This is a genomic window from Halohasta salina (genome assembly GCF_024178165.1).
Lineage (GTDB): Archaea > Halobacteriota > Halobacteria > Halobacteriales > Haloferacaceae > Halohasta > Halohasta salina.
Genome location: NZ_JAMZIE010000008.1, coordinates 1 through 21,757, shown reverse-complemented (window position 1 = coordinate 21,757; position 21,757 = coordinate 1). Strand labels below are relative to the sequence as shown.

Annotated in this window: 26 protein-coding genes and 1 pseudogene; 12 read left to right on the top strand and 15 right to left on the bottom strand. The window is 66.0% G+C overall.

Annotated elements, in window-relative coordinates; genetic code table 11:
- Position 1: 1 nt before the first annotated feature.
- Genes NKJ34_RS13660 through NKJ34_RS13640 form a run of 5 tightly spaced genes read right to left on the bottom strand, consistent with a single transcriptional unit; the run spans position 2 to position 2,277 of the window.
- On the bottom strand, positions 2-490 hold the full coding sequence (locus NKJ34_RS13660) for a hypothetical protein (RefSeq protein ID WP_253738871.1): 489 nt from the start codon (positions 488-490) through the stop codon (positions 2-4).
- A gap of 58 nt (positions 491-548) precedes the next feature.
- Entirely contained in the window at positions 549-896 is a 348-nt protein-coding gene (locus NKJ34_RS13655; RefSeq protein WP_253738870.1) for a hypothetical protein, read from the bottom strand.
- 10 nt (positions 897-906) lie between these two features.
- Entirely contained in the window at positions 907-1,134 is a 228-nt protein-coding gene (locus NKJ34_RS13650) for a hypothetical protein (RefSeq protein ID WP_253738869.1), read from the bottom strand.
- A 46-nt stretch (positions 1,135-1,180) separates the two neighbouring features.
- On the bottom strand, positions 1,181-1,909 hold the full coding sequence (locus NKJ34_RS13645) for a methyltransferase domain-containing protein (protein WP_253738868.1): 729 nt from the start codon (positions 1,907-1,909) through the stop codon (positions 1,181-1,183).
- Positions 1,906-2,277 (bottom strand): nascent polypeptide-associated complex protein, encoded by a 372-nt coding sequence (locus tag NKJ34_RS13640; RefSeq protein WP_253738867.1) that lies wholly within the window; start codon positions 2,275-2,277, stop codon positions 1,906-1,908. Before NKJ34_RS13640 ends, NKJ34_RS13645 begins: the two co-directional genes overlap by 4 nt.
- A 129-nt stretch (positions 2,278-2,406) precedes the next feature.
- Between NKJ34_RS13640 and NKJ34_RS13635 the strand changes: the two genes are divergently transcribed.
- Positions 2,407-3,294, top strand: a complete 888-nt coding sequence (locus tag NKJ34_RS13635) for a DUF4397 domain-containing protein (protein WP_253738866.1) — start codon at positions 2,407-2,409, stop codon at positions 3,292-3,294.
- Between the two features lie 35 nt (positions 3,295-3,329).
- Positions 3,330-5,006, top strand: a complete 1,677-nt coding sequence (locus NKJ34_RS13630; RefSeq protein ID WP_253738865.1) for an acyl-CoA mutase large subunit family protein — start codon at positions 3,330-3,332, stop codon at positions 5,004-5,006.
- 61 nt (positions 5,007-5,067) lie between these two features.
- Here the strand turns inward: NKJ34_RS13630 and NKJ34_RS13625 are convergent, their stop codons facing one another.
- Complete coding sequence (locus tag NKJ34_RS13625) at positions 5,068-5,316, bottom strand: heavy metal-binding domain-containing protein (RefSeq protein WP_253738864.1); 249 nt, start codon at positions 5,314-5,316, stop codon at positions 5,068-5,070.
- A gap of 82 nt (positions 5,317-5,398) precedes the next feature.
- Here NKJ34_RS13625 and mce point away from each other — a divergent pair, with 82 nt between their 5' ends.
- Complete coding sequence (gene mce / locus NKJ34_RS13620) at positions 5,399-5,782, top strand: methylmalonyl-CoA epimerase (protein WP_253738863.1); 384 nt, start codon at positions 5,399-5,401, stop codon at positions 5,780-5,782.
- 46 nt (positions 5,783-5,828) lie between these two features.
- Here the strand turns inward: mce and NKJ34_RS13615 are convergent, their stop codons facing one another.
- Together NKJ34_RS13615 and NKJ34_RS15795 are read right to left on the bottom strand one after the other, a co-directional pair.
- Complete coding sequence (locus NKJ34_RS13615; RefSeq protein WP_253738862.1) at positions 5,829-6,098, bottom strand: DUF7533 family protein; 270 nt, start codon at positions 6,096-6,098, stop codon at positions 5,829-5,831.
- Positions 6,099-6,150: 52 nt separating this feature from the next.
- Positions 6,151-6,279 carry a hypothetical protein gene (locus tag NKJ34_RS15795; RefSeq protein WP_256488760.1) on the bottom strand — a complete coding sequence of 43 codons (129 nt, stop codon included), beginning with the start codon at positions 6,277-6,279 and terminating at the stop codon, positions 6,151-6,153.
- Positions 6,280-6,610: 331 nt separating this feature from the next.
- Between NKJ34_RS15795 and NKJ34_RS15790 the strand changes: the two genes are divergently transcribed.
- The 4 genes from NKJ34_RS15790 (at position 6,611) to phoU (ending at position 9,496) form a co-directional block, all read left to right on the top strand.
- Positions 6,611-6,742, top strand: a complete 132-nt coding sequence (locus NKJ34_RS15790) for a hypothetical protein (protein WP_256488759.1) — start codon at positions 6,611-6,613, stop codon at positions 6,740-6,742.
- Entirely contained in the window at positions 6,743-7,786 is a 1,044-nt protein-coding gene (locus tag NKJ34_RS13610; RefSeq protein WP_253738861.1) for a DUF7544 domain-containing protein, read from the top strand.
- A gap of 77 nt (positions 7,787-7,863) precedes the next feature.
- Positions 7,864-8,721 (top strand): phosphate ABC transporter ATP-binding protein PstB, encoded by an 858-nt coding sequence (gene pstB, locus NKJ34_RS13605; protein WP_253738860.1) that lies wholly within the window; start codon positions 7,864-7,866, stop codon positions 8,719-8,721.
- 100 nt (positions 8,722-8,821) lie between these two features.
- Positions 8,822-9,496 carry a phosphate signaling complex protein PhoU gene (gene phoU, locus NKJ34_RS13600; protein ID WP_253738859.1) on the top strand — a complete coding sequence of 225 codons (675 nt, stop codon included), beginning with the start codon at positions 8,822-8,824 and terminating at the stop codon, positions 9,494-9,496.
- Positions 9,497-9,530: 34 nt separating this feature from the next.
- Here the strand turns inward: phoU and NKJ34_RS13595 are convergent, their stop codons facing one another.
- Positions 9,531-11,756, bottom strand: coding sequence for a CDC48 family AAA ATPase (locus tag NKJ34_RS13595; RefSeq protein WP_253738858.1), 2,226 nt, complete (start codon positions 11,754-11,756; stop codon positions 9,531-9,533).
- Positions 11,757-12,180: 424 nt separating this feature from the next.
- Here NKJ34_RS13595 and NKJ34_RS13590 point away from each other — a divergent pair, with 424 nt between their 5' ends.
- The gene (locus NKJ34_RS13590; protein WP_253738857.1) at positions 12,181-12,690 is read left to right on the top strand and encodes a hypothetical protein; all 510 of its coding nucleotides are present in this window, start codon (positions 12,181-12,183) and stop codon (positions 12,688-12,690) included.
- 6 nt (positions 12,691-12,696) lie between these two features.
- On the opposite strand, the gene metG is transcribed toward NKJ34_RS13590, so the two are convergent.
- From metG to NKJ34_RS13565, 5 genes are all read right to left on the bottom strand, one after another.
- Complete coding sequence (gene metG, locus NKJ34_RS13585; RefSeq protein WP_253738856.1) at positions 12,697-14,796, bottom strand: methionine--tRNA ligase; 2,100 nt, start codon at positions 14,794-14,796, stop codon at positions 12,697-12,699.
- A 110-nt stretch (positions 14,797-14,906) separates the two neighbouring features.
- Positions 14,907-16,151 (bottom strand): COG1470 family protein, encoded by a 1,245-nt coding sequence (locus tag NKJ34_RS13580; RefSeq protein ID WP_253738855.1) that lies wholly within the window; start codon positions 16,149-16,151, stop codon positions 14,907-14,909.
- Between the two features lie 66 nt (positions 16,152-16,217).
- On the bottom strand, positions 16,218-16,628 hold the full coding sequence (locus NKJ34_RS13575; RefSeq protein WP_253738854.1) for a universal stress protein: 411 nt from the start codon (positions 16,626-16,628) through the stop codon (positions 16,218-16,220).
- Positions 16,629-16,677: 49 nt separating this feature from the next.
- Positions 16,678-17,391 (bottom strand): type 1 glutamine amidotransferase, encoded by a 714-nt coding sequence (locus NKJ34_RS13570; protein ID WP_253738853.1) that lies wholly within the window; start codon positions 17,389-17,391, stop codon positions 16,678-16,680.
- 71 nt (positions 17,392-17,462) lie between these two features.
- Positions 17,463-18,236: an alpha/beta fold hydrolase gene (locus NKJ34_RS13565; protein ID WP_253738852.1), complete on the bottom strand. Its 774-nt coding sequence runs from the start codon at positions 18,234-18,236 to the stop codon at positions 17,463-17,465.
- Positions 18,237-18,349: 113 nt separating this feature from the next.
- Here NKJ34_RS13565 and fer point away from each other — a divergent pair, with 113 nt between their 5' ends.
- From fer to NKJ34_RS13540, 4 genes are all read left to right on the top strand, one after another.
- Positions 18,350-18,997, top strand: coding sequence for a ferredoxin Fer (gene fer / locus NKJ34_RS15785; RefSeq protein ID WP_256488758.1), 648 nt, complete (start codon positions 18,350-18,352; stop codon positions 18,995-18,997).
- Positions 18,998-19,038: 41 nt separating this feature from the next.
- On the top strand, positions 19,039-19,485 hold the full coding sequence (locus NKJ34_RS13550; protein ID WP_253738851.1) for a DUF7960 family protein: 447 nt from the start codon (positions 19,039-19,041) through the stop codon (positions 19,483-19,485).
- A 148-nt stretch (positions 19,486-19,633) separates the two neighbouring features.
- Complete coding sequence (locus NKJ34_RS13545; RefSeq protein ID WP_253738850.1) at positions 19,634-21,145, top strand: aldehyde dehydrogenase family protein; 1,512 nt, start codon at positions 19,634-19,636, stop codon at positions 21,143-21,145.
- 41 nt (positions 21,146-21,186) lie between these two features.
- The gene (locus NKJ34_RS13540) at positions 21,187-21,612 is read left to right on the top strand and encodes a universal stress protein (protein WP_253738849.1); all 426 of its coding nucleotides are present in this window, start codon (positions 21,187-21,189) and stop codon (positions 21,610-21,612) included.
- Between the two features lie 48 nt (positions 21,613-21,660).
- On the opposite strand, the pseudogene NKJ34_RS13535 reads toward NKJ34_RS13540, so the two are convergent.
- Positions 21,661-21,757 (bottom strand): annotated as a pseudogene (locus tag NKJ34_RS13535) (IS1595 family transposase); the annotation flags it as partial.

Here is a 21,757-nt window from a genome sequence, read left to right as displayed (position 1 = left end):
GTCAGGAGCCGCTCCCGTCGTCTGCCGTGTCGGTCGCACACTCGCCGCCACTCACGTCGGTTAGAATCGACAGCTCGCCCTCCCGTGAGACCAACACGACCAGATCCAGACAGTCCCGTTCGGAGAGGGCCGTCGACGAGACACCGGCCCGCGTGTCGTCGTCGCTGAGTCGCACGGTCAGTTGGAACTCGCCGGGATCGCTCGGCCAGCCCTCCTCGAGGGTGAGGCTGCTGTCGCCGGTATCGTCGATCGCGCCGAGCTCGTGTGTCTCCCAGTACTCGATCTCGTCGCCCCACTGAACGATGACGTCGACCGTCCGGGCGGTGTCGTCGAGGTTCTCCAGCGTGATCGTTTCGAGGGCCGTCCCCGCCTCGGCCGATCCACCCTCGGCGGCCGTCCCGGCGTTGTCCGCTCCCGAACAGCCTGCCACCGCACCGGCCGTGATCGCGCCGCCCAGCGCCAGCAGCCGACGGCGTGTACAGTCTGTCATTGCTACTGGTTCACCAACGAAACGGTATAACCCTTTGTCAGACGCTTCCGACCCCGTGTTAGCGCCGCCTTATCGCCGCCTGCAGGACGCCCGCGAGGTCGACCCGAAACGGGTCGATCCCCAACCGGTCGGCGAGCCAGCCGCCACCCAGCGAGGGGTCGTAGCGGGCCACCGGTACCCCGCGAACGCGAACGAGCACCGGCGTTGCGACGGCCAGCGGGCCCTCGACGCCGAGCGCGCGGAGCGACGCGACGGCGTCGCTGTCGGTCGTCGCCCGGAGTTCGCGGAGCGCGGCGAAGTCTGGGGCTTCGACGTACAACGTGTCGTCTTCGGTGTGGAGTCGGAGCGTCGTTCCCGCCAGGTCGACGGTCAACTCGGCGTCGATCAGGAGCCCGCCGTTGCTCATTGGCTGCTGCTCACTGGTCGGGGTCGCGCTCGCGGGCCCGGATCTTGACGGTGCCGTCGAGCCGCCACTCGGCGTGGTCGGCGTCCTCGCCGATCCGATCGGGGACGTCGATCCGCATCTCGTCGAACTCGTAGGTGATCTCCGCGCCCCGGCCCGTGAGTCGCTCGTAGAGCCCGATGGCGAGCTCCGACCACGTTTCGGTCTCCTCGGCCCCACTACTGGTGTCGTTCGTCGACATCGTACGTCGAGTAGAACCGCTGCGACAAAGAGTCTGGCGTCGTGGCCTAACTGTTCCGGGCGAACGTGAGATAGCCCGTGTGGCCGACGCCTGCGGTCGAGGGCCGGGAGCCCCGGTCGTCGAAGGTCATCTCCCGCTGGATCGTCTCGACCGTTTCGATCTCCGAGAGGCCGACTTCTTCGGCGGCGGCCACCGTTTTCCGGGAGTTCTCGACGAACGGCGAGTAGACCGCGAGGAAGCCGCCGTCGGCCAGCAACTCGGGAGCCGAGGCGACGATTTCGGGGGCGTCCTCGGTGTCGAGCGTCAGCAGATCGAACGGTTCGCCCGCCGTGAGTTCGTCGAGTTCGTCGACGATGTCGCCGGTCCGGACGTCGACCTGCTCCGTGACGTCCGCCGTCTCCATGTTTTCGCGTGCTACCTCAGCGAACTCGGGATCCTGCTCGTAGGTGGTGACAGCGGCACCCAGACGGCCGAGATACGCCGATAGCACGCCGGTGCCGGTGCCGGCGTCGAGCACGTGGTCGCCGGCGGCCGCGCCGGTATGGCCGACGACCAGCCCGATGTCTCGGGGCATCATCGGCGCGCCGGTGCGTTCGAGGTGGTTGAACAGGTCCGGCCCGCGGAGTTCGCGGGCGACGAACTCGGTGCCGAGATGCGTCTCGATGGTGTCGCCCGACTCGACGTCCTCGGGGACGGTCAGCACGCCGAGGTCGGTCTGTAGTTCCTCGCCCGGCGCACGGAGGTACTCCCGATCGCCGTGTGTGAGGAGGATCACCCGAGACGGGAGATCGCTGCGGCGAGATCGCCGTCCTCGGCTTCGAGCGCCTCACGAGCGTCGCTTTTCGAGACACTGGCCTGCGAGGCGACGAGCTCGACGTCGTCCTCTGGGATGCCCTCCTCGGCTTCGGCGTCGCCCTCGACCGCCGGCGCGTCGGCGTCGGTCGTCTCGGGCTCGCCGACGATCTGGTAGGTCTGGGTGCCTTGGGCGTCCATCCGGGTGACCTCCGGGGCTTCGAAGACGAGCTGCTCGCCGTCGGCCGTGGTGATGGTGACCGTCTCGGCGTCGAGCTCGGTGACGTCGATCCCCATCTGTTTCATCATCTGTTGCATCTTCCGCGGGTTCATACCGCCGCCTCCAAACATACCTAGTGGATCTCGGGGCACGACGAAAAGCGTGGCGAAGCCCGTCGACCGCCGTCGACAGCCGGGCCGAACTGATAGTCTCCATTTTTGAAAAAAATCTTACACGTGTCTCCGGAGTAGTAGCCACGCATGCGCCACACACCACGTAGAGAGCTACTCAAAACGGCGGGGGCGACCCTCTTTATCGGGGGATTGGCAGGCTGTGCCGATCAGGGGACCGGCAACGGCCAACCGGGCAACGACACCGACGGCGGTGCGGATGACGACACTGGCGACGAGGGCAACGGTGGTGAGGGTGACGAACCGAGCGGCGAGGGGGCGTTCCGCGCGGTCCACGCCTCGCCGGACGCGCCGAACGTCGACGTCTACTTCGACGAGGAGGCGGTCGTCGAGGACCTCGCTTTCGGCGAGGTGAGTCCCTACGCGGCGGTCGAACCGAACACCTACCAACTGCAGGTTACCGCCGCCGGCGACGCCGACACGGTCGTCTTCGACGAGGAGATCACTGTCGAGGCCGACCGCACCGCCACCGCCGTCGCCTTCGGCGAGGCGGCCGGCGGCCCCGAGACCGGGTTCACCGTCGAGATCCTCGACGACGACATCGCCGACCCCGGCGAGGAGGACAGCCGGCTCCGGCTGTTCCATGCCTCGCCCGACGCCGGCCCGGTCGACGTCAGTCCTCAGCCCGCCGACGGCGGTGGCAACGAGACGGCCGGCGGGTCGACCGATCCCCTCGTTTCGGGGCTCGCCTTCGGCGAGACGGGGACCGCGACGGTGCCGGCCGGCGACTACACCCTCGATATCCTGCCGGCCGACGGCGACGAGCCCGTCGCGTCGGTCGACCTCTCGGCGGCCGGCGGGACGGTCTACTCGGCGTTTGCGATCGGCTACGTCGACCCCGAGGCCGCCGGGGCGGGCTCGGAGGCGGCCTTCGAGTTGCTCGTCGTCGAGGACGCCGTCGACGGCGAGCGGGCCGACGGCGGCACCGACGAGGGGCTGCTCGCGGCGGGACCGTAACTGGGTTTAACAGGCCACGCCGCGTGGGTCGGCACATGTTCGACGAGGAGGACCTCGCGGCGATCCGCGAGGCCAAAGCCGAGTGGGACGCCGAGACGCTGGGGCCGACCCTCGACCGGTTCGGCGAGCGACGCGAGCGCTTCGACACCGATACCGGCGGTCAGACGGTCGACCGGATCTATACCCCGGCCGATATCTCCGATCTCGACTACGGCGAGGATCTGGGCTTTCCGGGCGAAGAGCCCTACACCCGCGGGGTCTACTCGACGATGCACCGCGGGCGGCTGTGGACGATGCGGCAGTACGCCGGGATGGGAACCGCCAGCGAGACCAACGACCGGTTCCAGTACCTGATCGATCAGGGCTCTTCCGGCCTGTCGATGGCGTTCGACCTCCCGACGCAGATGGGGTACGACTCCGGTGCCGCGATGGCCGCCGGCGAGGTCGGCAAAGCCGGGGTCGCCATCGACACGCTGGCCGACTTCGAGACCGTTTTCGAGGGGATCCCGCTCGACGAGGTCTCGACCAGCATGACGATCAACGCCCCCGCGGTCGTCCTACTGGCGATGTACATCGCAATGGGTGACAAGCAGGGCGTCGACCGCGCTCAACTCCGCGGGACGATCCAAAACGACATCATGAAGGAGTACATCGCCCGCAACTTGTTCATCTACCCGCCGGAGCCCTCGATGCGGCTGATCACCGACACCTTCGCCTTCGCCGCCGACGAGGTGCCGAACTTCAACACGATCTCGATTTCGGGCTACCACATCCGTGAGGCGGGGTCGACCGCCGCTCAGGAGATCGGTTTCACGCTCGCTAACGGGATCGAGTACGTCGAAGCGGCCATCGAAGCCGGCCAGGACGTCGACGAGTTCGCCCCACAGCTCTCTTTCTTCTTCAACGCGCACAACAATATCTTCGAGGAAGTAGCGAAATTCCGGGCCGCACGACGGCTGTGGGCGACGATCATGGACGAGCGGTTCGGCGCGGAGAACCCGAAATCCAAACAGCTGAAGTTCCACACTCAGACGGGTGGCTCTACCCTGACCGCCCAGCAGATCGAAAACAACGTCGTCCGGGTGGGCTACCAGGCCCTCGCCGCGGTGCTCGGCGGCACCCAGAGCCTGCATACGAACGGCAAGGACGAAGCCCTCTCGTTGCCGACCGAGAAATCGGTCCGAACCGCCCTCCGGACCCAGCAGATCCTCGCCCACGAGTCGGGCGCGGCCGACACCATCGATCCGCTGGCGGGGAGCTATTACGTCGAGTCGCTGACCGACGAGGTCGAAGCCGACGCTCGCGAGATCATCGACACGGTCGACGAGCGTGGCGGGATGCTCCGCGCGGTCGACACCGGCTACGTCCAACAGCGGATCCAGGACGTCGCCTACGAGCGCCAACAGGAGATCGAAGCCGGCGAGCGGATCATCGTCGGCGTCAACGAGTTCGAAGTCGACGACGACCCCGAGATGGATATCGAGACGGTCGACGAGGCCGACGAAGCCCGGCAGGTCGACCGGCTGGAGGACGTGAAGGCCGACCGCGACGAGGCGGCCGTTGAGGCGGCGCTGGAAGCGGTTGCGGCTGCAGCCGCCGGCGACGACAACGTCCTGCCGCCGACCATCGAGGCCGTCAAGGCCTACGCGACGGTCCAAGAGATCTGTGACGTGTTCCGCGAGGAGTTCGGCGAGTATCAGCCTGGCGTGTAGCCGGCAGAGCCGCGGCTGATAGTCGAGTCCGGTAGCGGGCCACGACCGCAGCTCGGCCGGATCAGCCCAGCGAGACGGCCGTCCCGTAGGCCAGCACCTCGTCGGCACCATCGCTGTCGCTGCCGGTCATAAACCGGACGGCGACGATCGCGTCCGCACCCATCGCCCGGGCCTCCTTTTTCATCCGTTTCTCGGCGCGCTCGCGGGACTCCGTGCTCAACTCCGTGTAGCCACGGACGATGCCGTGGGTCGTTGTGACCTTGTGACCGGGGACCGTATCCGTCGTCGTCACGATCATGTCGACCGACATTCGGCGAAGGCTACTAATTGTATTGGATATATGACTGCTCCGGGCGCGGTGATTTTAGTTCCCCGGCGGTCGAGAGGTCGGTATGCGTTTCCACCACGCCGGGATCGCGACCGACGACGCCTCGGGGCTCGCCACGCGCTACGCGGAGCTGTTCGACGCGCCGGTCGTCCACGAAGAGCAGTTCGAGGGGATGGACGTGGTCTTTCTCGACGTCGAGGGGAGTTACTTCGAACTACTCGAACCCCATACCGAGGGAGCGATCGCCGACTATCTAGACCGTCACGGGCCCGGTATTCATCATCTGGCGCTGGGCACCGACGACATCACCGCGGCGCTCGACCGCGCCCGCGAACTCGGCGTCGACCGTGTCGACGAGGAGCCCCGGCCCGGTGCGTGGGGCCACGAGGTGGCGTTTCTCCATCCGGCGTCGACCGGCGGCGTGTTGATCGAGTTCGTCGAGACGTAGCTTGCCGGCCGAGCGGTGGCTTCGGCAGCGGTTCCAGACGCGTCGATCACCGCTCGGGTGGCTCGTCGACCTCGGCGGGCGTCGAAGGGTCGTCCCGCAACCGGGCGGGGAGTAGTCCGCCGAGGAGTCGACGGAGCACGGTCCGGGGGTCGGTGAAGTAGTGAGGGACGGCGACCATCGCCACTGCGACGCCGATCAGCGCGACCCCGGTGACCGGTTCGCCGGCGAGCAGTCGGTTAACGCCGAAGTTCGCCACTGGGAACGCGAAAATCACCGTCAGCGCCAGCCCGATCGTATCGAGGATGCCGAGACGCATTACCTCTGCTTCCGGCCGGGGACGCAAAAACACGCCGGCCTCGGCTCTCGGGTCAGCGGTACTCGTCGGTCAACTGGAGGGCTTCCCGGATGTGATACTTCACTTGGCTGTTTTCGGCGGCCGACAGCGCCGCTTCGAGGCGATCCTCGACCGGGTCGGGATCCTGTCGCTGGGGACTCATAACTGTGTTCACATATCCGGCCTGTAAAACCGTTGTGGTCGGTGGTGTTCGAACGCCGCCACGGACGTCGACCGGCGCGTCGAGCCGTGAGGCCCTACTGGAACACCGAGCGAACCCACAGCAGCGTCACGACGATACTGACCACGAGGACGACGCCCGCGGTCGGCCCGATCGGCAGCGGTGTGGATGTGAGCGGAACCATACCGACCCTTGACCAACCAGGGATTTCAATGGTTCGAGTCGTGGCGTCGACGCCGGCCGGCGGCGACCCCAGTTTCAGGTCCGGAAAACCGGCGGGGTGACTTACCTGCCGGTCGGTCGACGTGTCGGTATGGAGTTACGTGCAGCCTGCCTGTCCGGCGGTTGGTCCCCGATGGCCGACGCCACGGGCACCGTCCAGTTCGCACCGACCCGGCCGACCGATCCGGTCGACAGAACCGTCCCGCACCTCGGACGCCGATAGATGTCGCTCCAACGTAACATCACCGAGGCCGGCGGCCTCACGCGGACGTATCTCGCCGCGCTGGGGGCCGGCGGCTGGCTCAAACTCGGGATCGTCGTGCTGTTCCTCGGGGGGATCGGTGCCGGGAACGTCCTCTCGAACGTCCCCGTCAACCCAGAGTTGCTTTCGGAGGAGGTCGCTCCCAGCGCGCTCGATGCCGTCGCCGCGGCGGTCGCGGCTGGCGTGGCGATCTACGCGGTCTTCGGGTTCCTCGCGGCCGTCTTCGAGTTCGTCTTCGTCGACTCGTTGCGGACCCGGCGGCTCCCGCTGTGGGCGTCGGTCCGCACGAACCTCCGGCCGGGCGTCCGGCTCTTGGTGTTCCGGACGGTCGTCTGGCTGGCCACCATCGCCGTGGCGGGAGGCGTCGGCTGGCTGCTCACCGGCGGCGTCTCCGATCCCGCCGCCGTCGAGAGCCTCCAGTGGGTCGCCATCGGGAGCGTCGCGTTCGTCGCCGTCGTCGGCGCAACTGCCGTCGACACCCTCACCAACGGGCTCGTGGTGCCGATCATGCTCCAAGAGGGCCGCGGACCGATCGACGGGTGGCGGCGGCTGGGCGGTGCGATGGCCGGCCACTGGAGCGGCGGGCTGGCGTTCCTGCTTGTGGCGTGGGTCGTCGGGATCACCCTCTGGGTCGTGCTGCTCGGGATCGGGTTCGTCGTCTCGGTGATCGGCCTGTTGGCCTTCGTCTTCCTCGCGACGGCGCTGACCGAACTCCACGCGGCCTTCGAGCCGGTGGTGGTGGTTGTCCTCTTCGTCGCTATCCTCGCCTATCAGTATCTCGTCGCGCTGGTGACCGCACCCGTCCGGAGCTACGTGCGGTACTACGGGCTGTTGGTCCTCGGCGATGCCGACCCGACGCTCGACCTCCTCGCCGACCGGCAGCCGCCGGAGGGGGTCGACAGCAGTGACGCGGCGTCGACCGACAGCCCCGCCGAGAGATCGGCCGACAGCGACGATCCGGAGCCGACTCACGGGGACGACGAGCCGTCGTCAGACCGGAGCTGACAGGAAAACAACCGGTCTGCTGGGTCGAACGGTTCCGCAACAGCTATTTGCGGTCGAAATAACACCGTGATACGTTCATGAGTGAACCCGACACTGATCCAGAGGCGACCGACGAGGCAGTATCGTCACCGACACCCGGCTCGGACCTCGCCGCTGCCACCGGGTCGGCGTCGGGATCACTCATCGAAGAACCCATTATCGAGTCGAAAGACATCGACGTCTTCTACGGCGACGAACAGGCCCTCCGGGAGGTCTCGATGCCGATCCCCGAAAAGCAGGTCACCGCCCTGATCGGCCCCTCGGGCTGTGGGAAGTCCACCTTTTTGCGGTGTATCAACCGGATGAACGACCTGATCTCTGCAGCCCGCGTCGACGGCGACCTGCTGTTCGGCGGCAAGAACGTCTACGACGACGACGTCGACCCCGTCGCGCTGCGGCGAAAGATCGGCATGGTGTTCCAGCAGCCGAACCCGTTCCCCAAATCGATCTACGACAACGTCGCCTACGGGCTCCGCGTACAGGATCAGGAGGTGACCGACGAGATCGTCGAGGAGGCGCTCCGCGGGGCGGCGCTGTGGGACGAGGTGAAAGACCAACTCGACGAGTCCGGCCTCGAACTCTCCGGCGGCCAACAACAGCGGCTCTGTATCGCTCGCGCTATCGCCCCCGACCCGGAGGTCGTGCTGATGGACGAACCGGCTTCGGCGCTCGATCCGGTGGCGACCTCGAAGATCGAGGACCTCATCAGTGATCTCGCCGAGGACTACACCGTCGTCATCGTCACCCATAACATGCAGCAGGCCGCCCGCATCTCCGACAAGACGGGCGTCTTCCTCACCGGCGGCGAGCTCGTCGAGTTCGACGACACCCAGAAGATCTTCGAGAACCCCGAGCATCAGCGCGTCGAGGACTACATTACCGGCAAGTTCGGCTAACCCCTCGGCCGGCTGGTTTTTTCCGGAGTATGTGTTATCTATTTTCGTGACGGATGTGCCGTGGGCAATTCTTTTCTATCGGCTCTCCACATAGGGGGATATGCCCCGAAACGAGTATCAATCGCAGCTTGCCGATCTGCGGGCCGACGTCGTCGACATGAGCGAGACGGTCGCCGAACGGCTCGAGATGGGCCTCGAAGCCCTCGAAACCGGTGACGAGGCGGTAGCCGAGGCGGTCATCGAGGGTGACGCCGAAATCAACCAGATGTACCTCGATCTCGAAAAGCAGTGTACCGACCTGATCGCCCTCCAGCAGCCGGTCGCGGGTGATCTCCGGTTCATCGCCGCCTCGTTCAAGATCATCACCGATCTCGAACGCATCGCCGATCTGGCCACCAATCTCGGCGAGTACGCTAAGGCGGGCGAAACGTCGTTGTTCCCCGAGGTCGACCTCCAAGAGCTCGGTGACGTCACCCTCGAAATGCTGGCGGAGTCGATGGCCGCCTACGCCGACGAGGACCGCGAGCAGTGTTACGCGGTCGACGAGCGCGACGACGACCTCGACTACCTCTGTGAGGTCGCCAGCGACACGGTCGTCCGCGAGCTGATCGAACACGACCAGCTCGACGGCGACGAGGAGATCGAGGCCTACATGGAGGACGTCTCGCGGTTCCTGCTGACGATCCGTGACATCGAACGCATCGGCGACCACTCGGTCAACATCGCCGCCCGGGCGCTGTATATGATCGAGAACAACGACGAACTGATCTACTAACTCGTCTACTGCCGTAAAACGACCGTCGACGGCCTTACTGGAAGCCGATCCGGCCGTCGCGGCGTTCGCCGAGTTGGTCGCGGCCGCCGCCGCGGAACTGTTCTTCGACCTCCTCGTAGTAGGTCATGATGTCGTCAGTAACGGTCGGACGCACCGACTCCATCGCCTTGCGGAAGTGCTGCATCTCGACTTCGGTGGCGTCGTCGTCCTCCCGCAGGGCCTCGATGGCCGACTCGCGGGCGATGGATTCGAGGTCCGAGCCGACGTAGCCGTCGGTGATCTCGGCGATCTCCCGGAGGCTCACGTCGGGCGCAAGCGGTGTCTCGCCGGTGTGGATCTTGAGGATCTGCTCGCGGCCCTCTTCGTCGGGCTGGCCGATCATCACCAAGCGATCGAACCGCCCCGAGCGAAGCAGGGCGGGGTCGATCATATCCGGCCGGTTGGTCGCGCCGATCACCATCACGTTACCCATCTCTTCGAGGCCGTCGAGCTCCGTGAGGAGCTGATTGACGACCCGTTCGGAGACGTTGTTGCCCATGTCTTGGCCGCGGGCGGGCGCGAGGCTGTCGAGTTCGTCGAAGAAGATGATCGTCGGGCTGACCTGCCGGGCCTTCCGGAAGGTCTGACGAATGGCCTTCTCGCTTTCCCCGACCCACTTCGAGAGCAACTGTGGCCCTCGCACCGAGATGAAGTTGGCGTTCGTCTCGCTGGCGACGGCCTTCGCCATCAGTGTCTTGCCGGTGCCGGGTGGGCCGTACAGCAGCACGCCCTTGGGCGCTTCGACGCCCATCCGATCGAACTTCTCCGGACTGGTCAGTGGCCACTCGACGCTTTCTTTGACCTGCTGTTTCGGCGATTCCAGCCCGCCGACGTCGTCCCAGGTGATCTTCGGGAGTTCGACCAGCACCTCCCGCATCGCACTGGGTTCGACCTCGTTGAGCGCGCCGCTGAAGTCGTCGCGCTTGACGATCATCCGGTCGATCAGACTCGGCGGGATGTCCTCCTCGTCGAGGTCGATCTCCGGCAGGTAGCGGCGCAGCGCCTTCATCGCGGCCTCCTTGGTGAGGCTCTCGATGTCCGCGCCGACGAAGCCGTGGGTCTCGTCGGCCAAGTGGTCCAACGAGACGTCGTCGGACAGCGGCATCCCGCGGGTGTGGATCTGGAGAATCTCCTTGCGACCGACCTCGTCGGGGACGCCGATCTCGATCTCCCGATCGAACCGGCCCGGTCGACGCAGCGCTGGGTCGACGCTGTCGACGCGGTTGGTCGCGGCGATGACGATGACTTGCCCGCGGGCTTCGAGCCCGTCCATCATCGTCAGCAGTTGGGCGACGACCCGGCGTTCGACCTCACCGGTGACGTCCTCGCGTTTCGGGGCGATGGAGTCGAGTTCGTCGATGAAGACGATCGACGGCGACTCCTCTTTGGCGTCCTCGAAGATCTCCCGCAGTTGCTGTTCGCTTTCCCCGTAGTACTTCGAGATGATCTCGGGGCCGGCGATCGAGAAGAAACTCGCCGACGTCTCGTTGGCGACCGCCTTCGCCAGCAGCGTCTTGCCGGTGCCCGGCGGGCCGTGGAGGAGCACACCTTGCGGCGGCTCGATCCCCAGCTTCTTGAAGATCTGGGGGTGTTTCATCGGCAGCTCGACCATCTCGCGGACGCGCTGGATCTCGTTTTGCAGGCCGCCGATGTCCTCGTAGGTGATACCGCCCCCGGTCTTTTCGAAGCCGGAGATGGGCTCCTCGCGGAGTTCGACCTCGGTATCCTCGGTGATGAGACAGACGCCCTCGGGCTCGGTTTCGACCGCGATCAGGGGGATCGCCTGTCCCGGCGAGCGCATGAAGGGGTGGTTCGTACTGCTCATCACGGGGACGATGTCGCGTTCGACCACCGGTCGCTTGAGGATCTGCCGTTTGACCATGCCCGCGGCGTCGGAGCCGAACTGGACGCTCGCCTCCTCGGGGGGTGCGAGCACGAGTTTGTCGGCCTTCTCGGCTTCGGCCTTACGGATCGTCACGCGCTCGCCGATGCCGACGTCGGCGTTCTGCCGGGTGAAGCCGTCGATACGGACGGTGTCGGTGTTCCAGTCCTGTCGGTCGGCCCGCCAGACTTTCGCGGCGGTCGTTTCGCCGCCCTCGATCTCGATGATGTCGCCGGGCGACAGTTTGAGATGCAGCAGGGTGTCGGGGTCGAGGCGAGCGATTCCGCGTCCCGAATCGTTGGGGTAGGCTTTCGCCACCTCCAGTTGGACTTCGTTCATAGTTTGCTCGCGGGAATGGTCGACGCGTCGGTTCGGTCCGGGGATAAGTGTGTTGCTCCCGGCGGTCGACGTCCGTCGATTCCGGCGACGACGGCCGTCCACGCGCCGTCACCAAGAGGTTGTGCCATCATGTGTCACAGTACACGTCGGAGGGTACAAATCCCTACCGGGACCGACCTCGAAAAACGGCGGGTACCCGACGGTAGCCAACGACACCACTGACAGCAACGGGAGGTGGGGGGAGAGGGCAGGGCTGCCAGCGGGGGCCTGGTGTGCGGCACACCGTCGCGTACATTCATCGGTTGTCGAACCGACTAATAAATCCTCTGGCCGAGAGTCGACGGCCGCGACAGTCGAGGGCGGTCGGTCTCACGGCCAGCAACCGACGCGAGGGTTTTTGCGGGACGAACGGCGATGCCTCCGCATGAAGCAGGCCGGCGTCTGGAGCTTTCGAACGGCCACGGGCGTCGCCCGCGTCGTCGACGGAAGCCTCCGGCGGCGCACTACCCTCCGCGGTCTCACAGTCGGAAACTACACCCGGCGCAACTGGCACGCGCTGTTTCGGGCCCTCGGCGTCGGCGTCAGCGCTATTAGTCTACTCGGCCCAGTACGGGAGGTAACTAACGCCGTCATCGGCTCCGGTGGGGCGTTGTCGACCATCGACGTGATCTCGGTAGCTGCACTCTTCAGCGTTCTCGGCGCGCTCTGTCTGCCGTTCATGAGCCGACCATCGACCGTCGACATCTACGATATGACCGATGTCAGCGTCGACGCCGATGACCACGAACTCACGATCCAGTACGCCGACGACGGCGGCGACCCCGAGACGACGACCGTCGACGTCGCCGACGAGGCGGCGCTCGGCGAAGCGGTGGCGGTGCTCTCGCTGAAGGGTGCGCCGGTCGAGGAGGCCGTCGTCGAAAAGTGGGGCTGAACCGGGTTACTGAACGCGCGTCCCGAGGGCCGAGTCGTCGTGAGTCGTCAGGATATCCGCTTCGTCACCGGCGGCCAGCAGCATCCCGTTGGACTCGACGCCGAACAGTTCGGCCTCTTCGAGGTTGGCGACGATGATGACGCGGGTGCCCGGTAGCTCCTCGAGGTCGTGGAGCTGTTTGATCCCCGCGACCAGTTGGCGGACCTCGACGCCGATGTCGACCTGGAGCTTGGCGAGCTTGTCCGCGCCCTCGACGGGCTCTGCTTCTTTGATTTCGCCGACCCGGAGGTCGATGTCTTGGAACTCCTCGAAGCTGATCCGGTCTTCGACGACCGGTTCGAGATCGGCTGGCTGTGCGTCCGCGTCGTCGTCGGTGTCTTCGGTCATGGATTCGTCCTCGTCGTCTTCGTCTGCAGTCGCTGCTTCGACGCGCTGTTCGAGTTTCGTGTTGAGTTCGTCGACGCGCTCTGCTTCGATCTTCTCGAAGAGTTCGTCGGGTTCCTCGAAGCTTCCCTGTGGCGCTTCGTGGGCGGCGTCGACGGTCGTGTTGGCCACCTCGCCGTCCTCACCGAGTTGGTCCCAGAGCCGCTGACAGGTTTCGGGAGCGATCGGCTGGAAGATGACCGCGAGTGCTTTGGCGATCTGCACACAGTCGTAGATGACCTGTCGGGCCTGTTCGGGGTCCTCATCGGTCAGCTTCCACGGCTCGTTGCGCTGGATGTACTCGTTGCCGAACTGCGCCAGTCGGATCGCGGCGTTGCCCGCCTCACGGATCGAGTAGTCGTTGATCGCGTCGGTGAACTCGTCGACGGCTTCGGCGATGCGGTCGTCGACTTCTTCGGAGACCTCGGCGTCGGGCGTCCCGCCGTAGTTGCGCGCCGCAAAGAGGAGGGAACGGTAGACGAAGTTGCCGAGCGTGCCGACGAGTTCGGTGTTGACCCGGTCGCGGAACTTGTCCCACGAGAAGTCGACGTCCTGCTGGAAGCCACCGTTCGTCGCCAGATAGTAGCGGAGCAGATCGGGGTGGAACCCCTCGTCGAGGTACTCGTCGGCCCACACTGCCCGGTCGCGGCTCGTGGAGAACCCTTTGCCGCCCAGCGTGACAAAACCGGAGGCCATGATGGCTCGTGGCTCGTTGTACCCTGCGCCGTTGAGCATCGCCGGCCAGAAGATCGAGTGGTGCTGGATGATATCGCGGCCGATGACGTGGACGATCTCGCCGTCTTCGCGCCACGGCTCCTCCCAGTCGTAGGTGTCGCTCCCCACGCGCTCGGTGTACTGCTTGGTCGAGGAGATGTACTCGATCGGGGCGTCGACCCAGACGTAGAGCACGAGGTCGGTCTCGCCATCGTCGTCCCCCTCTCCGGGGTAGTCGATCCCCCAGTCCATATCCCGCGTAATACACCAGTCTTGAAGCCCCGATTCGATCCACTCCCGCGGCTGGTTCCGGGCGTTGGAGGTGCCTTCGAGGCGGTCCAAGAATTCGGACAGGTAGTCTTCGAACGCCGAGACGGCGAAGAACTTGTGGCTGCGCTCGTGGTACTCGGCGGGGTTGCCGGTGATCGTCGAGACCGGCTCTTCGATCTCGCCGGGTTCGAGGTGGCGCTGACAACCCTCGTCGCACTCGTCGCCGCGTGCCTTTTCGCCGCAGTACGGGCAGGTCCCCTCGACGTAGCGATCCGGAAGGTGTTGGTCCTCGACGGGGTCGTAGGCGACCATGATCTCCTTTTCGTAGACGTGACCCGCCTCATCGAGCGCCCGGACGATGGATTTCGTCGTCTCGGCGTTCGTCGCGTCGTGGGTGTGGCCGTAGTTGTCGAAGTCGACGTCGAACCGGGGGAACGTTTCCTTGTAGGTCTCGTGCCACTCGAGGGCGAACTCCTCGGGGGAGACACCCTCCTGTTCGGCGTTGACCGCGACCGGGGTGCCGTGCATGTCGGAACCGCAGACGAAGACGGTCTGCTGGCCGAGGGTTTTCAGCGCGCGGGAATACACGTCGCCGCCGACGTAGGTCCGCAGGTGGCCGACGTGCAGGTCGCCGTTGGCGTACGGCAGCCCACAGGTCACCACCGCGGGGTCGTCGGTTGGGAACTCGTCGTGACTCATTGACTACGAGTTGGCGAAGACGGCCTAAAAACCGCTGATTCGTCGGCGGGAGTCGACCGACGAGCTATCGATCAGTCGGCGGGAGCGGCCAAACGCGGTCCGATGTCGGATCAGGGTTTCTCGCTGCGGCTGATCTCGTACTCGAAGTCCATCGTGTTTTCGGGCATGATCCGGACCGACCACTCGCCGGCTTCGGGATCCGACAGCTCGTAGGTGAACGTCTGCTGGCTGCCGCGTGCGGCGTAGGTATCGTCGACTTGGGTCGGCCGACGCTGTGCGCCGAGGCCGACGCGGCCCGAGTCGGTCACCCGGCTCCGTTCGGCGTCGACCTCACTGCCGTCGGGGGCGACGAACGTCACGTCGAAGTCAGTGGTCCCGCTTGCCGACGGCGTTCGCGGCCGGTTGGCACTGAGTTCGAGCGTGGCGTTGGTCGCCGACTCGCTCACGTCGAAGCTCGTCTCGAAGGGCTCGTCCGGTTCGGTCCACAGCTGGAAGTTGAGGTCGACCTGCTGCCAGTAGTTGTTGTCGTCGGCGCGGGTGGGGTCGGTGATCCCGAGGTCGACGGTGCCCCGGTAGTCGCCACGGTCGGCATCGGCCGGCGGTTCGACGGTGAGTTCGATCGTGTCGGTCTCGCCGGGGCCGACCTCGCTGGGCGCGTCGATCGAGACCCACGACCGATCGAGGGTATCGCGGCTGGTGGGCCGGCCTCGACGCTGGTTCTCGGCCTCGAACTGCGGGGCGACCGGCACTGCCTGCTCGCCGGTGTTCGAGACGGTGATCTCGCGGGTGAACGTCTCGCCGGCCTGTAGCTGGGTGTAGACGTGTGTCTCGGAGTCGATCTGGACGGTCGGCTCCTGCCAGACGGTGGTGCTCAGCGAGACGCTGTGGACCGGCTGTGGGGGCCGACCGGGGTACCGAACCGTCTCGTCGGTGAACGCGATGACGCCGCGGTAGTCGCCGATCTCGGCGTCGTCGGGGACGTCGACGGTGATCTCGAACTCGCGGGACTCGCCGGCGTCGAGGCTGGTGTCGCCGGCGTCGATCGAGACCCACGAGGGGTCGACCGGGCGCTGGGACTGCGGCGGCGGCGAGGCGACCTGCGGCGAGAGTTCGACCGATTCGTCCTCGCCGTTCTCGACGGTCACTGTGACCGTGTCACTCTCGCCGGGTTTGAGTTCGACGTTCCGGTAGCCGTCCTCGACGTAGAGCCGGGTGTAGTTGCCGGGGTCGACCGGCTCGCCGGCGGTCGCGGCACTCGTCGATGAACTACTCTGTGCGGTCACTGTGACCGCACCGATGGTCGCTACGGCACCGACGACCACCAGCGCGATCAGGATTCGTCTGTGTCGCTGCATGACTGTCACCCGATACTCGAGTGTGGGTGACCCTTCCTGTTTGGAAGGCTCAAACGCCCGTTTGTGTCACCGGACGACCGTGACTGGGACCGGAGCCCGGCGGACGACCGTCTGGGCGACGCTGCCGAGCAGCACCCGCGAGGCCCCGGTTCGGCCGTGACTGCCGATGACGATCCCCTCGACGTCGTTGGCCTCGGCGTAGCCGACGATCTCGCGGGCCGGCTTGCCGACGACGGTCTCGACGTCGTAGTCGACGTCGTGTAGTGTCTCCAACAGCTCGTCGGTCAACTCGGCGGCCCCCTCCTCGCGGGACTCTTTGAGCCGTTCTTTGATCAGATCGAGGCCCGCCTCCAGCGAGCCGTCGGCGAACTCGATGACGCGCAACAGGACGATCCGCGTGTCGCCCCAGTTGTCGACCGCGTACTCGACTGCCTGCTGTGCCGGTCGGGAGCCGTCGTAGGGAACGAGAACTGTCATACCGGTCGTCGGTCCCGCCGGAACAAAAAGGCGACTCCGCGGTAGCGATTCAGGCGGTCGGCTCCGGCATCGCCCGCCCGTCGGCCCGCTGTCGAACGTACGCCGTGAAGTTCTCGAAGAGCCGTTTGGCCTCACAGGCGGCGTCGTACTGTGCCGGCGAGATCCCTTCGAGGACACGGTCGACCTGCGGATCACCCAGCCGCTCGCGTTTGCTCTCGGCGATCCGGCGGGCGGTCCCCATATCGTACTCGGGATGGAACTGGACGCCCCAGCAGTCCCCCCGGCGGAAGCCATGGACGCCGTGGTCGTTGCGGGCGATCAGTTCCGCCCCCGGCGGGAGGTCGACGACGGTGTCGCCGTGGCTCGTAAAGACCGTAAACCGGTCGTCGATCCCCGCCAACAGCGGGTCGTCGCCGATCCGCTCGACCGTATTGTAGCCCAACTCGAAGTCGTCCATCCCCGCCACGCGGCCGCCCAGCGCCTCGGCGAGCACCTGATGTCCGTAACAGACCCCGAGGATCGGCACGCCGTCGGCGGCGGCCGCGGCGACGTACTCGACGAGCGGGTCAATCCACTCGTCGTCCCAGTAGACTGAGGCCCGCGATCCCGTGACGACCAGCGCGTCGAACTCGGTGTGTGGCGGGAGCTCGCCGTTGTTCACGTCGAACTCGACAAGGTCGGCGTCGAGTTCGCGCCTGAAGTTCCGCGTCGTGTCTGGATTGTCTTGGGCCGCCTGTAGGAGCCCGAACCGTAACCGTTCCATTACGACCGGGTAGGAACCTCCGAACGAAATGGCTTGCGTCGCCTGCGGGTGCTGCCGGTCTCGTCGACGCGCTACTCGCCGAGCCAGCCGACCAACTCGTCGTTGAGTGCCGCCGACCGCTCGACGGTCAGGAGGTGGCCTGCCTCGGGGTATTCGCGATACTCGCCGCGGGGTAACTCCTCGGCCAGCCGCCGACTCTCGGCGGCGTCGACCACCGAATCCCTCCCCCCGCCGACCACGAGCGCCGGTCGCGTCAGTTCGTACAGCGGCTCGGCGTCGAACTCCTCGATGGCGGCCTGCTGGGCGGCCTGTGCCTCGGGATCGGCGTCCTCCTCGGCCCGCCAGTCGACGATCCGGTCGGGGACGTCGGGGTGGGCCTCGCGGAACGCGGTCGACAGCAACCCGTCGGTCGAATCCCGGAGCGCGTCGGTATCGGCAGGATCCGCCTGAAGGTCGGACGCCTCGAACGCCGCACCCGAAACCGGGGTGCCGATCAGCGTCAGGCGCTCGGCGCGACTGGTGTGACGGGCCGCCGCCAGCGCGACGCAGCCGCCGAGACCACAGCCCACGAGGTGGGCGCGGCGGACGTTTGCGTCCCGCATGACCGCTTCCAGATCGCCGACCAGATCGCGCATCGAATACGGCCGCGACGGCGCATCCGAGCGGCCACAGCCGCGGTGGTCGTAGACGATCGTCTCGAAGAGTCCGGCGAGGGCAGCGTACTGCCAGCCCCACTGCCACGCGCCGAACCCCAACTCGCCGATGAGAACGACAGTCTCGGCGTCGGGGGCGGCGTCGGTCCGCTCGTAGTAGATCGCACAGCCGTCGGCGTCCGCGTAGCTCATACTGGTGGCTCGCGGCGGGGGTGCCTAAATGGTATGACTGTCACCGCCGACGCCGGAAGTCGACGGGTTAAGGTTACCTCAACCCCTCGTTTGGACCAACAGAACTCTTCCCTATGGCGTCTCCGTATGATATTCTCCGGGTCGATTCGGATGCCGACGCCGAGGAGATCAAACAGGCCTACCGCGACCGGGTCAAGGAGTGCCATCCGGATCTCGGGGGGAGCGAGGCGGCGTTCAAACGGGTCGAGCGGGCCTACGAACAACTCTCGGAGGCCAGCGCCACCGACCAGCTCGACGGTGAGACCGTCGTCGCCGAACAGGAGACCGCACCCGAGCCGGAGCCGACGACCGTCGACTTCCTCAACTACGAGGTGTTCGACGACTACGGCTGGAGCCTCGAAGACGACGACCTCTTCGAAAAGGCCGCCGCGGTCGACCTCCCGGAGGCCGACTACGGATCCTTCGAGGTCGAAGGCGACGAAACCCTCCTCGAGGCCGCCGAAAACAGCGGTTTCGCGTGGCCGTTCGCCTGTCGGGGCGGGGCGTGTGCGAACTGCGCGGTCGCGCTGCTGGAGGGCGAACTCTCGCAGTTGGTCGACCACATCCTCTCCGAGGAGATGCTCGACCAGGGAATCCGGCTGTCCTGCAACGGGCGGCCGACGGCCGACGAGCTACAGGTCGTCTACAACATCAAACACCGTCCCGACCTCGACGACCTGCGGCTGCCGCCGGATCGCTTCGAGAAGGCCACGAGCCGGTAGGTCGACGCAAGGACCATAGGCAGCGAGTCCCTACTGATCGTATGTTCACCGGGCGAACCGATACCCCCTGTTGTCTCTGCGGACAGGCCAACACCGACAGCCGGATCGAGGTCCCGCCGCGAGCAGTGACGCTGATGGAAAACAGCGGCCCGATCGCGTGGCAGGACATCGTCAGCCCGGTAACCCTCCAGTTCTGTGCCGACGACTGGGAGCTCGTCGCCGATCTCGCCCTCGAGATGGGCCACCATCCGCTCTCGCGGTGTAACGTCGCCTACGCCTCCTTCGATCTCCGGGAGGACTTCGAGGCGCTGTTGAACGAGACCAAGGAACCGAACCAGACCGAACTCGAAGCCCGGCTCCGCGAACGGAGTCGCGAGGTCCTCGAGTCAGCCGACGACCCCATGACCGAGACTCGCGATCTCGTCGAGGCGACGGTGATCGAGGTCGCACTGGAGGAACTCGGGGTCGCCGAGGCCACCGCCGACTGAGACTGTTCGTCGTAGCTGTTGCCGCATCGATCGCCTACCGGGCGGTGGTCGAGCAGCAACCCCGCATACCGTATGCCTCCCGGGCTACCGCGAACCCCCTTCCATGGTCGGGCTGGCCTATTCACCGATATAGTCTCTAGCACTGTGTATGGAGACGTTTGCACACTATATCGACGGCGAGTGGATCGACGGCGACGAGACGTTTGTCAGTACCAACCCCGCGACGGGCGAGGCGTTAGGCGAGTTCCCACGCGGGACCGAGGCGGACGTCGACCGCGCGATCGCCGCGGCCGACGAGGCAGCCGACGAGTGGCGGAACCTGTCGTACCCCAACCGCGCGGAGTACCTCTGGGACGTCTACGAGGAACTGAAGGCCCGCACCGACGAACTCGGCGAACTCGTCACCCGCGAGTGTGGCAAGGAGATCAACGAGGGGAAAGCCGACATCGTCGAGGCCGCCCACATGGTCGAGTGGGCCGCCGGCAACGGTCGACATCCACACGGCGACGTGGTGCCGAGCGAGATCGGCTCGAAAGACGCCTACATGCGCCGCAAACCCCGCGGCGTCGTCGGCTGTATCACGCCGTGGAACTTCCCCATCGCCATCCCGTTTTGGCACATGGCAGTCGCGCTCGTCGAGGGCAACACGGTCGTCTGGAAGCCCGCCGAACAGACGCCACGCTGTGCGCAGGCCATCGCCGAACTCATGGTCGATGCCGGAATTCCGGACGGCGTGTTCAACATGGTGCAGGGATACGGCGACGCCGGAGCCGCCATCGTCGACCACGACGACGTGGCGACGGTGCTGTTTACCGGGTCGGCCGAGGTCGGCCACCAGATCGCCGATCAGGTCGGCGGCACGCCCGGCAAACTCGCGGCCTGTGAGATGGGTGGGAAAAACGCGGTCGTCATCACCGACGAGGCGGATCTCGACCTCGCCGTGCCGGCGGCTGTGCTGTCGAGCTTCAAAACGACGGGCCAGCGCTGTGTGTCGGCCGAGCGGCTGATCGTCCACACCGATGTGTACGAGGAGTTCAAGGAACGCTACGTCGAGGCTGCCGAACGGGTGGCAGTTGGTGACCCGCTCGACGAGGACACGTTCATGGGCCCGCTGATCGAGGCCGAACACAAGGAGAAGGTGCTGGCCGGCAACGAACGCGCCCGCGAGGAGGGCGCGAACGTTCTGGTCGACCGCGGCGAACTCGACGACGACGAGATCCCAGAGGGCCACGAGGATGGCCACTGGACCGGCCCGTTCGTCTACGAGATCGGGTACGACGAGTCGCTCGAATGCATCCGAGAGGAAGTGTTCGGCCCCCACGTCGCCCTCATCGAGTACGAGGGTGATATCGAGCGCGCCGTCGAACTCCAGAACGCGACCCCCTACGGACTGGCGGGCTCGATCATCTCGGAGGACTACCGGCAGATCAACTACTACCGCGACCACGCCGACCTCGGATTGGCCTACGGGAATCTCCCGTGTATCGGCGCGGAGGTCCAGTTGCCGTTCGGCGGCGTCAAGAAGTCCGGGAACGGCTACCCCTCGGCCCGCGAAGTCATCGAGGCCGTCACCGAGCGGACGGCGTGGACGCTCAACAACGCCCCCGAGATTGAGTTGGCACAGGGACTCTCGGCCGACGTGAAGACCGACGACGACTGACGCGAACTGCCGAACACATCCATTCTTACAACTAATAATACATGTTTCGTGTACTTGTTCCGATCGACGACAACGAGGATCGCGCACGCAGACAAGCATCGTTCGTTGCCGGCCTTCCGAACGCTGCCGAAGAGGTCGAAGCACACCTCCTGTTCGTCTTTACCGAGGGGGCAGGTTCGGAGGAGCTGCCCGCGGAGTTGCAGCGATTCAACTCCGCCGAGCGTGTCGCGTCGGTCCGTCGCGCGGAGGAAACTCTCGACGACGCCGGTGTCGACTACCAGCTCCTCGAAGACAGCGGCGAGGTGTCCGACGACATTATTCAGGAGGCGGAGGCCCTCGACGTCGACCTCATCGTCCTCGGGGGTCGCAAACGCTCGCCCGCCGGCAAGGTGCTGTTCGGCTCGGTCACACAGGAGGTCCTGCTCACCACCGACCGTCCCACCACAGTCACCGGCGGCGGGGATTAGTCCACGGGCGATTCGGTTTTCGCTCTTGTGGCGGAGATTGTTGGTGAGTCATAGTGCAGCGTCGAGGATGGTTTTCAGAGCTTCTTCTCCTGATTTTCGGTAGACTCGGCGACGAAGCTGAAACGCTCTGAGGTACGGCGTGAGT

Bases quoted from the DNA above. Each gene is read 5' to 3' on its own strand.
- NKJ34_RS13660 (WP_253738871.1), bottom strand. From the start codon at position 490: ATGACAGACTGTACACGCCGTCGGCTGCTGGCGCTGGGCGGCGCGATC.
- NKJ34_RS13570 (WP_253738853.1), bottom strand. From the start codon at position 17,391: ATGGAACGGTTACGGTTCGGGCTCCTACAGGCGGCCCAAGACAATCCA.
- fer (WP_256488758.1), top strand. From the start codon at position 18,350: ATGGCGTCTCCGTATGATATTCTCCGGGTCGATTCGGATGCCGACGCC.
- NKJ34_RS13650 (WP_253738869.1), bottom strand. From the start codon at position 1,134: ATGTCGACGAACGACACCAGTAGTGGGGCCGAGGAGACCGAAACGTGG.
- NKJ34_RS13640 (WP_253738867.1), bottom strand. From the start codon at position 2,277: ATGTTTGGAGGCGGCGGTATGAACCCGCGGAAGATGCAACAGATGATG.
- NKJ34_RS13590 (WP_253738857.1), top strand. From the start codon at position 12,181: ATGAAGCAGGCCGGCGTCTGGAGCTTTCGAACGGCCACGGGCGTCGCC.
- NKJ34_RS13545 (WP_253738850.1), top strand. From the start codon at position 19,634: ATGGAGACGTTTGCACACTATATCGACGGCGAGTGGATCGACGGCGAC.
- NKJ34_RS13625 (WP_253738864.1), bottom strand. From the start codon at position 5,316: ATGTCGGTCGACATGATCGTGACGACGACGGATACGGTCCCCGGTCAC.
- pstB (WP_253738860.1), top strand. From the start codon at position 7,864: ATGAGTGAACCCGACACTGATCCAGAGGCGACCGACGAGGCAGTATCG.
- NKJ34_RS13635 (WP_253738866.1), top strand. From the start codon at position 2,407: ATGCGCCACACACCACGTAGAGAGCTACTCAAAACGGCGGGGGCGACC.
- NKJ34_RS13550 (WP_253738851.1), top strand. From the start codon at position 19,039: ATGTTCACCGGGCGAACCGATACCCCCTGTTGTCTCTGCGGACAGGCC.
- phoU (WP_253738859.1), top strand. From the start codon at position 8,822: ATGCCCCGAAACGAGTATCAATCGCAGCTTGCCGATCTGCGGGCCGAC.
- NKJ34_RS13655 (WP_253738870.1), bottom strand. From the start codon at position 896: ATGAGCAACGGCGGGCTCCTGATCGACGCCGAGTTGACCGTCGACCTG.
- metG (WP_253738856.1), bottom strand. From the start codon at position 14,796: ATGAGTCACGACGAGTTCCCAACCGACGACCCCGCGGTGGTGACCTGT.
- NKJ34_RS13630 (WP_253738865.1), top strand. From the start codon at position 3,330: ATGTTCGACGAGGAGGACCTCGCGGCGATCCGCGAGGCCAAAGCCGAG.
- NKJ34_RS13615 (WP_253738862.1), bottom strand. From the start codon at position 6,098: ATGCGTCTCGGCATCCTCGATACGATCGGGCTGGCGCTGACGGTGATT.
- NKJ34_RS13595 (WP_253738858.1), bottom strand. From the start codon at position 11,756: ATGAACGAAGTCCAACTGGAGGTGGCGAAAGCCTACCCCAACGATTCG.
- NKJ34_RS13565 (WP_253738852.1), bottom strand. From the start codon at position 18,236: ATGAGCTACGCGGACGCCGACGGCTGTGCGATCTACTACGAGCGGACC.
- NKJ34_RS15795 (WP_256488760.1), bottom strand. From the start codon at position 6,279: ATGAGTCCCCAGCGACAGGATCCCGACCCGGTCGAGGATCGCCTCGAA.
- NKJ34_RS13540 (WP_253738849.1), top strand. From the start codon at position 21,187: ATGTTTCGTGTACTTGTTCCGATCGACGACAACGAGGATCGCGCACGC.
- NKJ34_RS13580 (WP_253738855.1), bottom strand. From the start codon at position 16,151: ATGCAGCGACACAGACGAATCCTGATCGCGCTGGTGGTCGTCGGTGCC.
- NKJ34_RS13575 (WP_253738854.1), bottom strand. From the start codon at position 16,628: ATGACAGTTCTCGTTCCCTACGACGGCTCCCGACCGGCACAGCAGGCA.
- mce (WP_253738863.1), top strand. From the start codon at position 5,399: ATGCGTTTCCACCACGCCGGGATCGCGACCGACGACGCCTCGGGGCTC.
- NKJ34_RS15790 (WP_256488759.1), top strand. From the start codon at position 6,611: ATGGAGTTACGTGCAGCCTGCCTGTCCGGCGGTTGGTCCCCGATGGCC.
- NKJ34_RS13610 (WP_253738861.1), top strand. From the start codon at position 6,743: ATGTCGCTCCAACGTAACATCACCGAGGCCGGCGGCCTCACGCGGACG.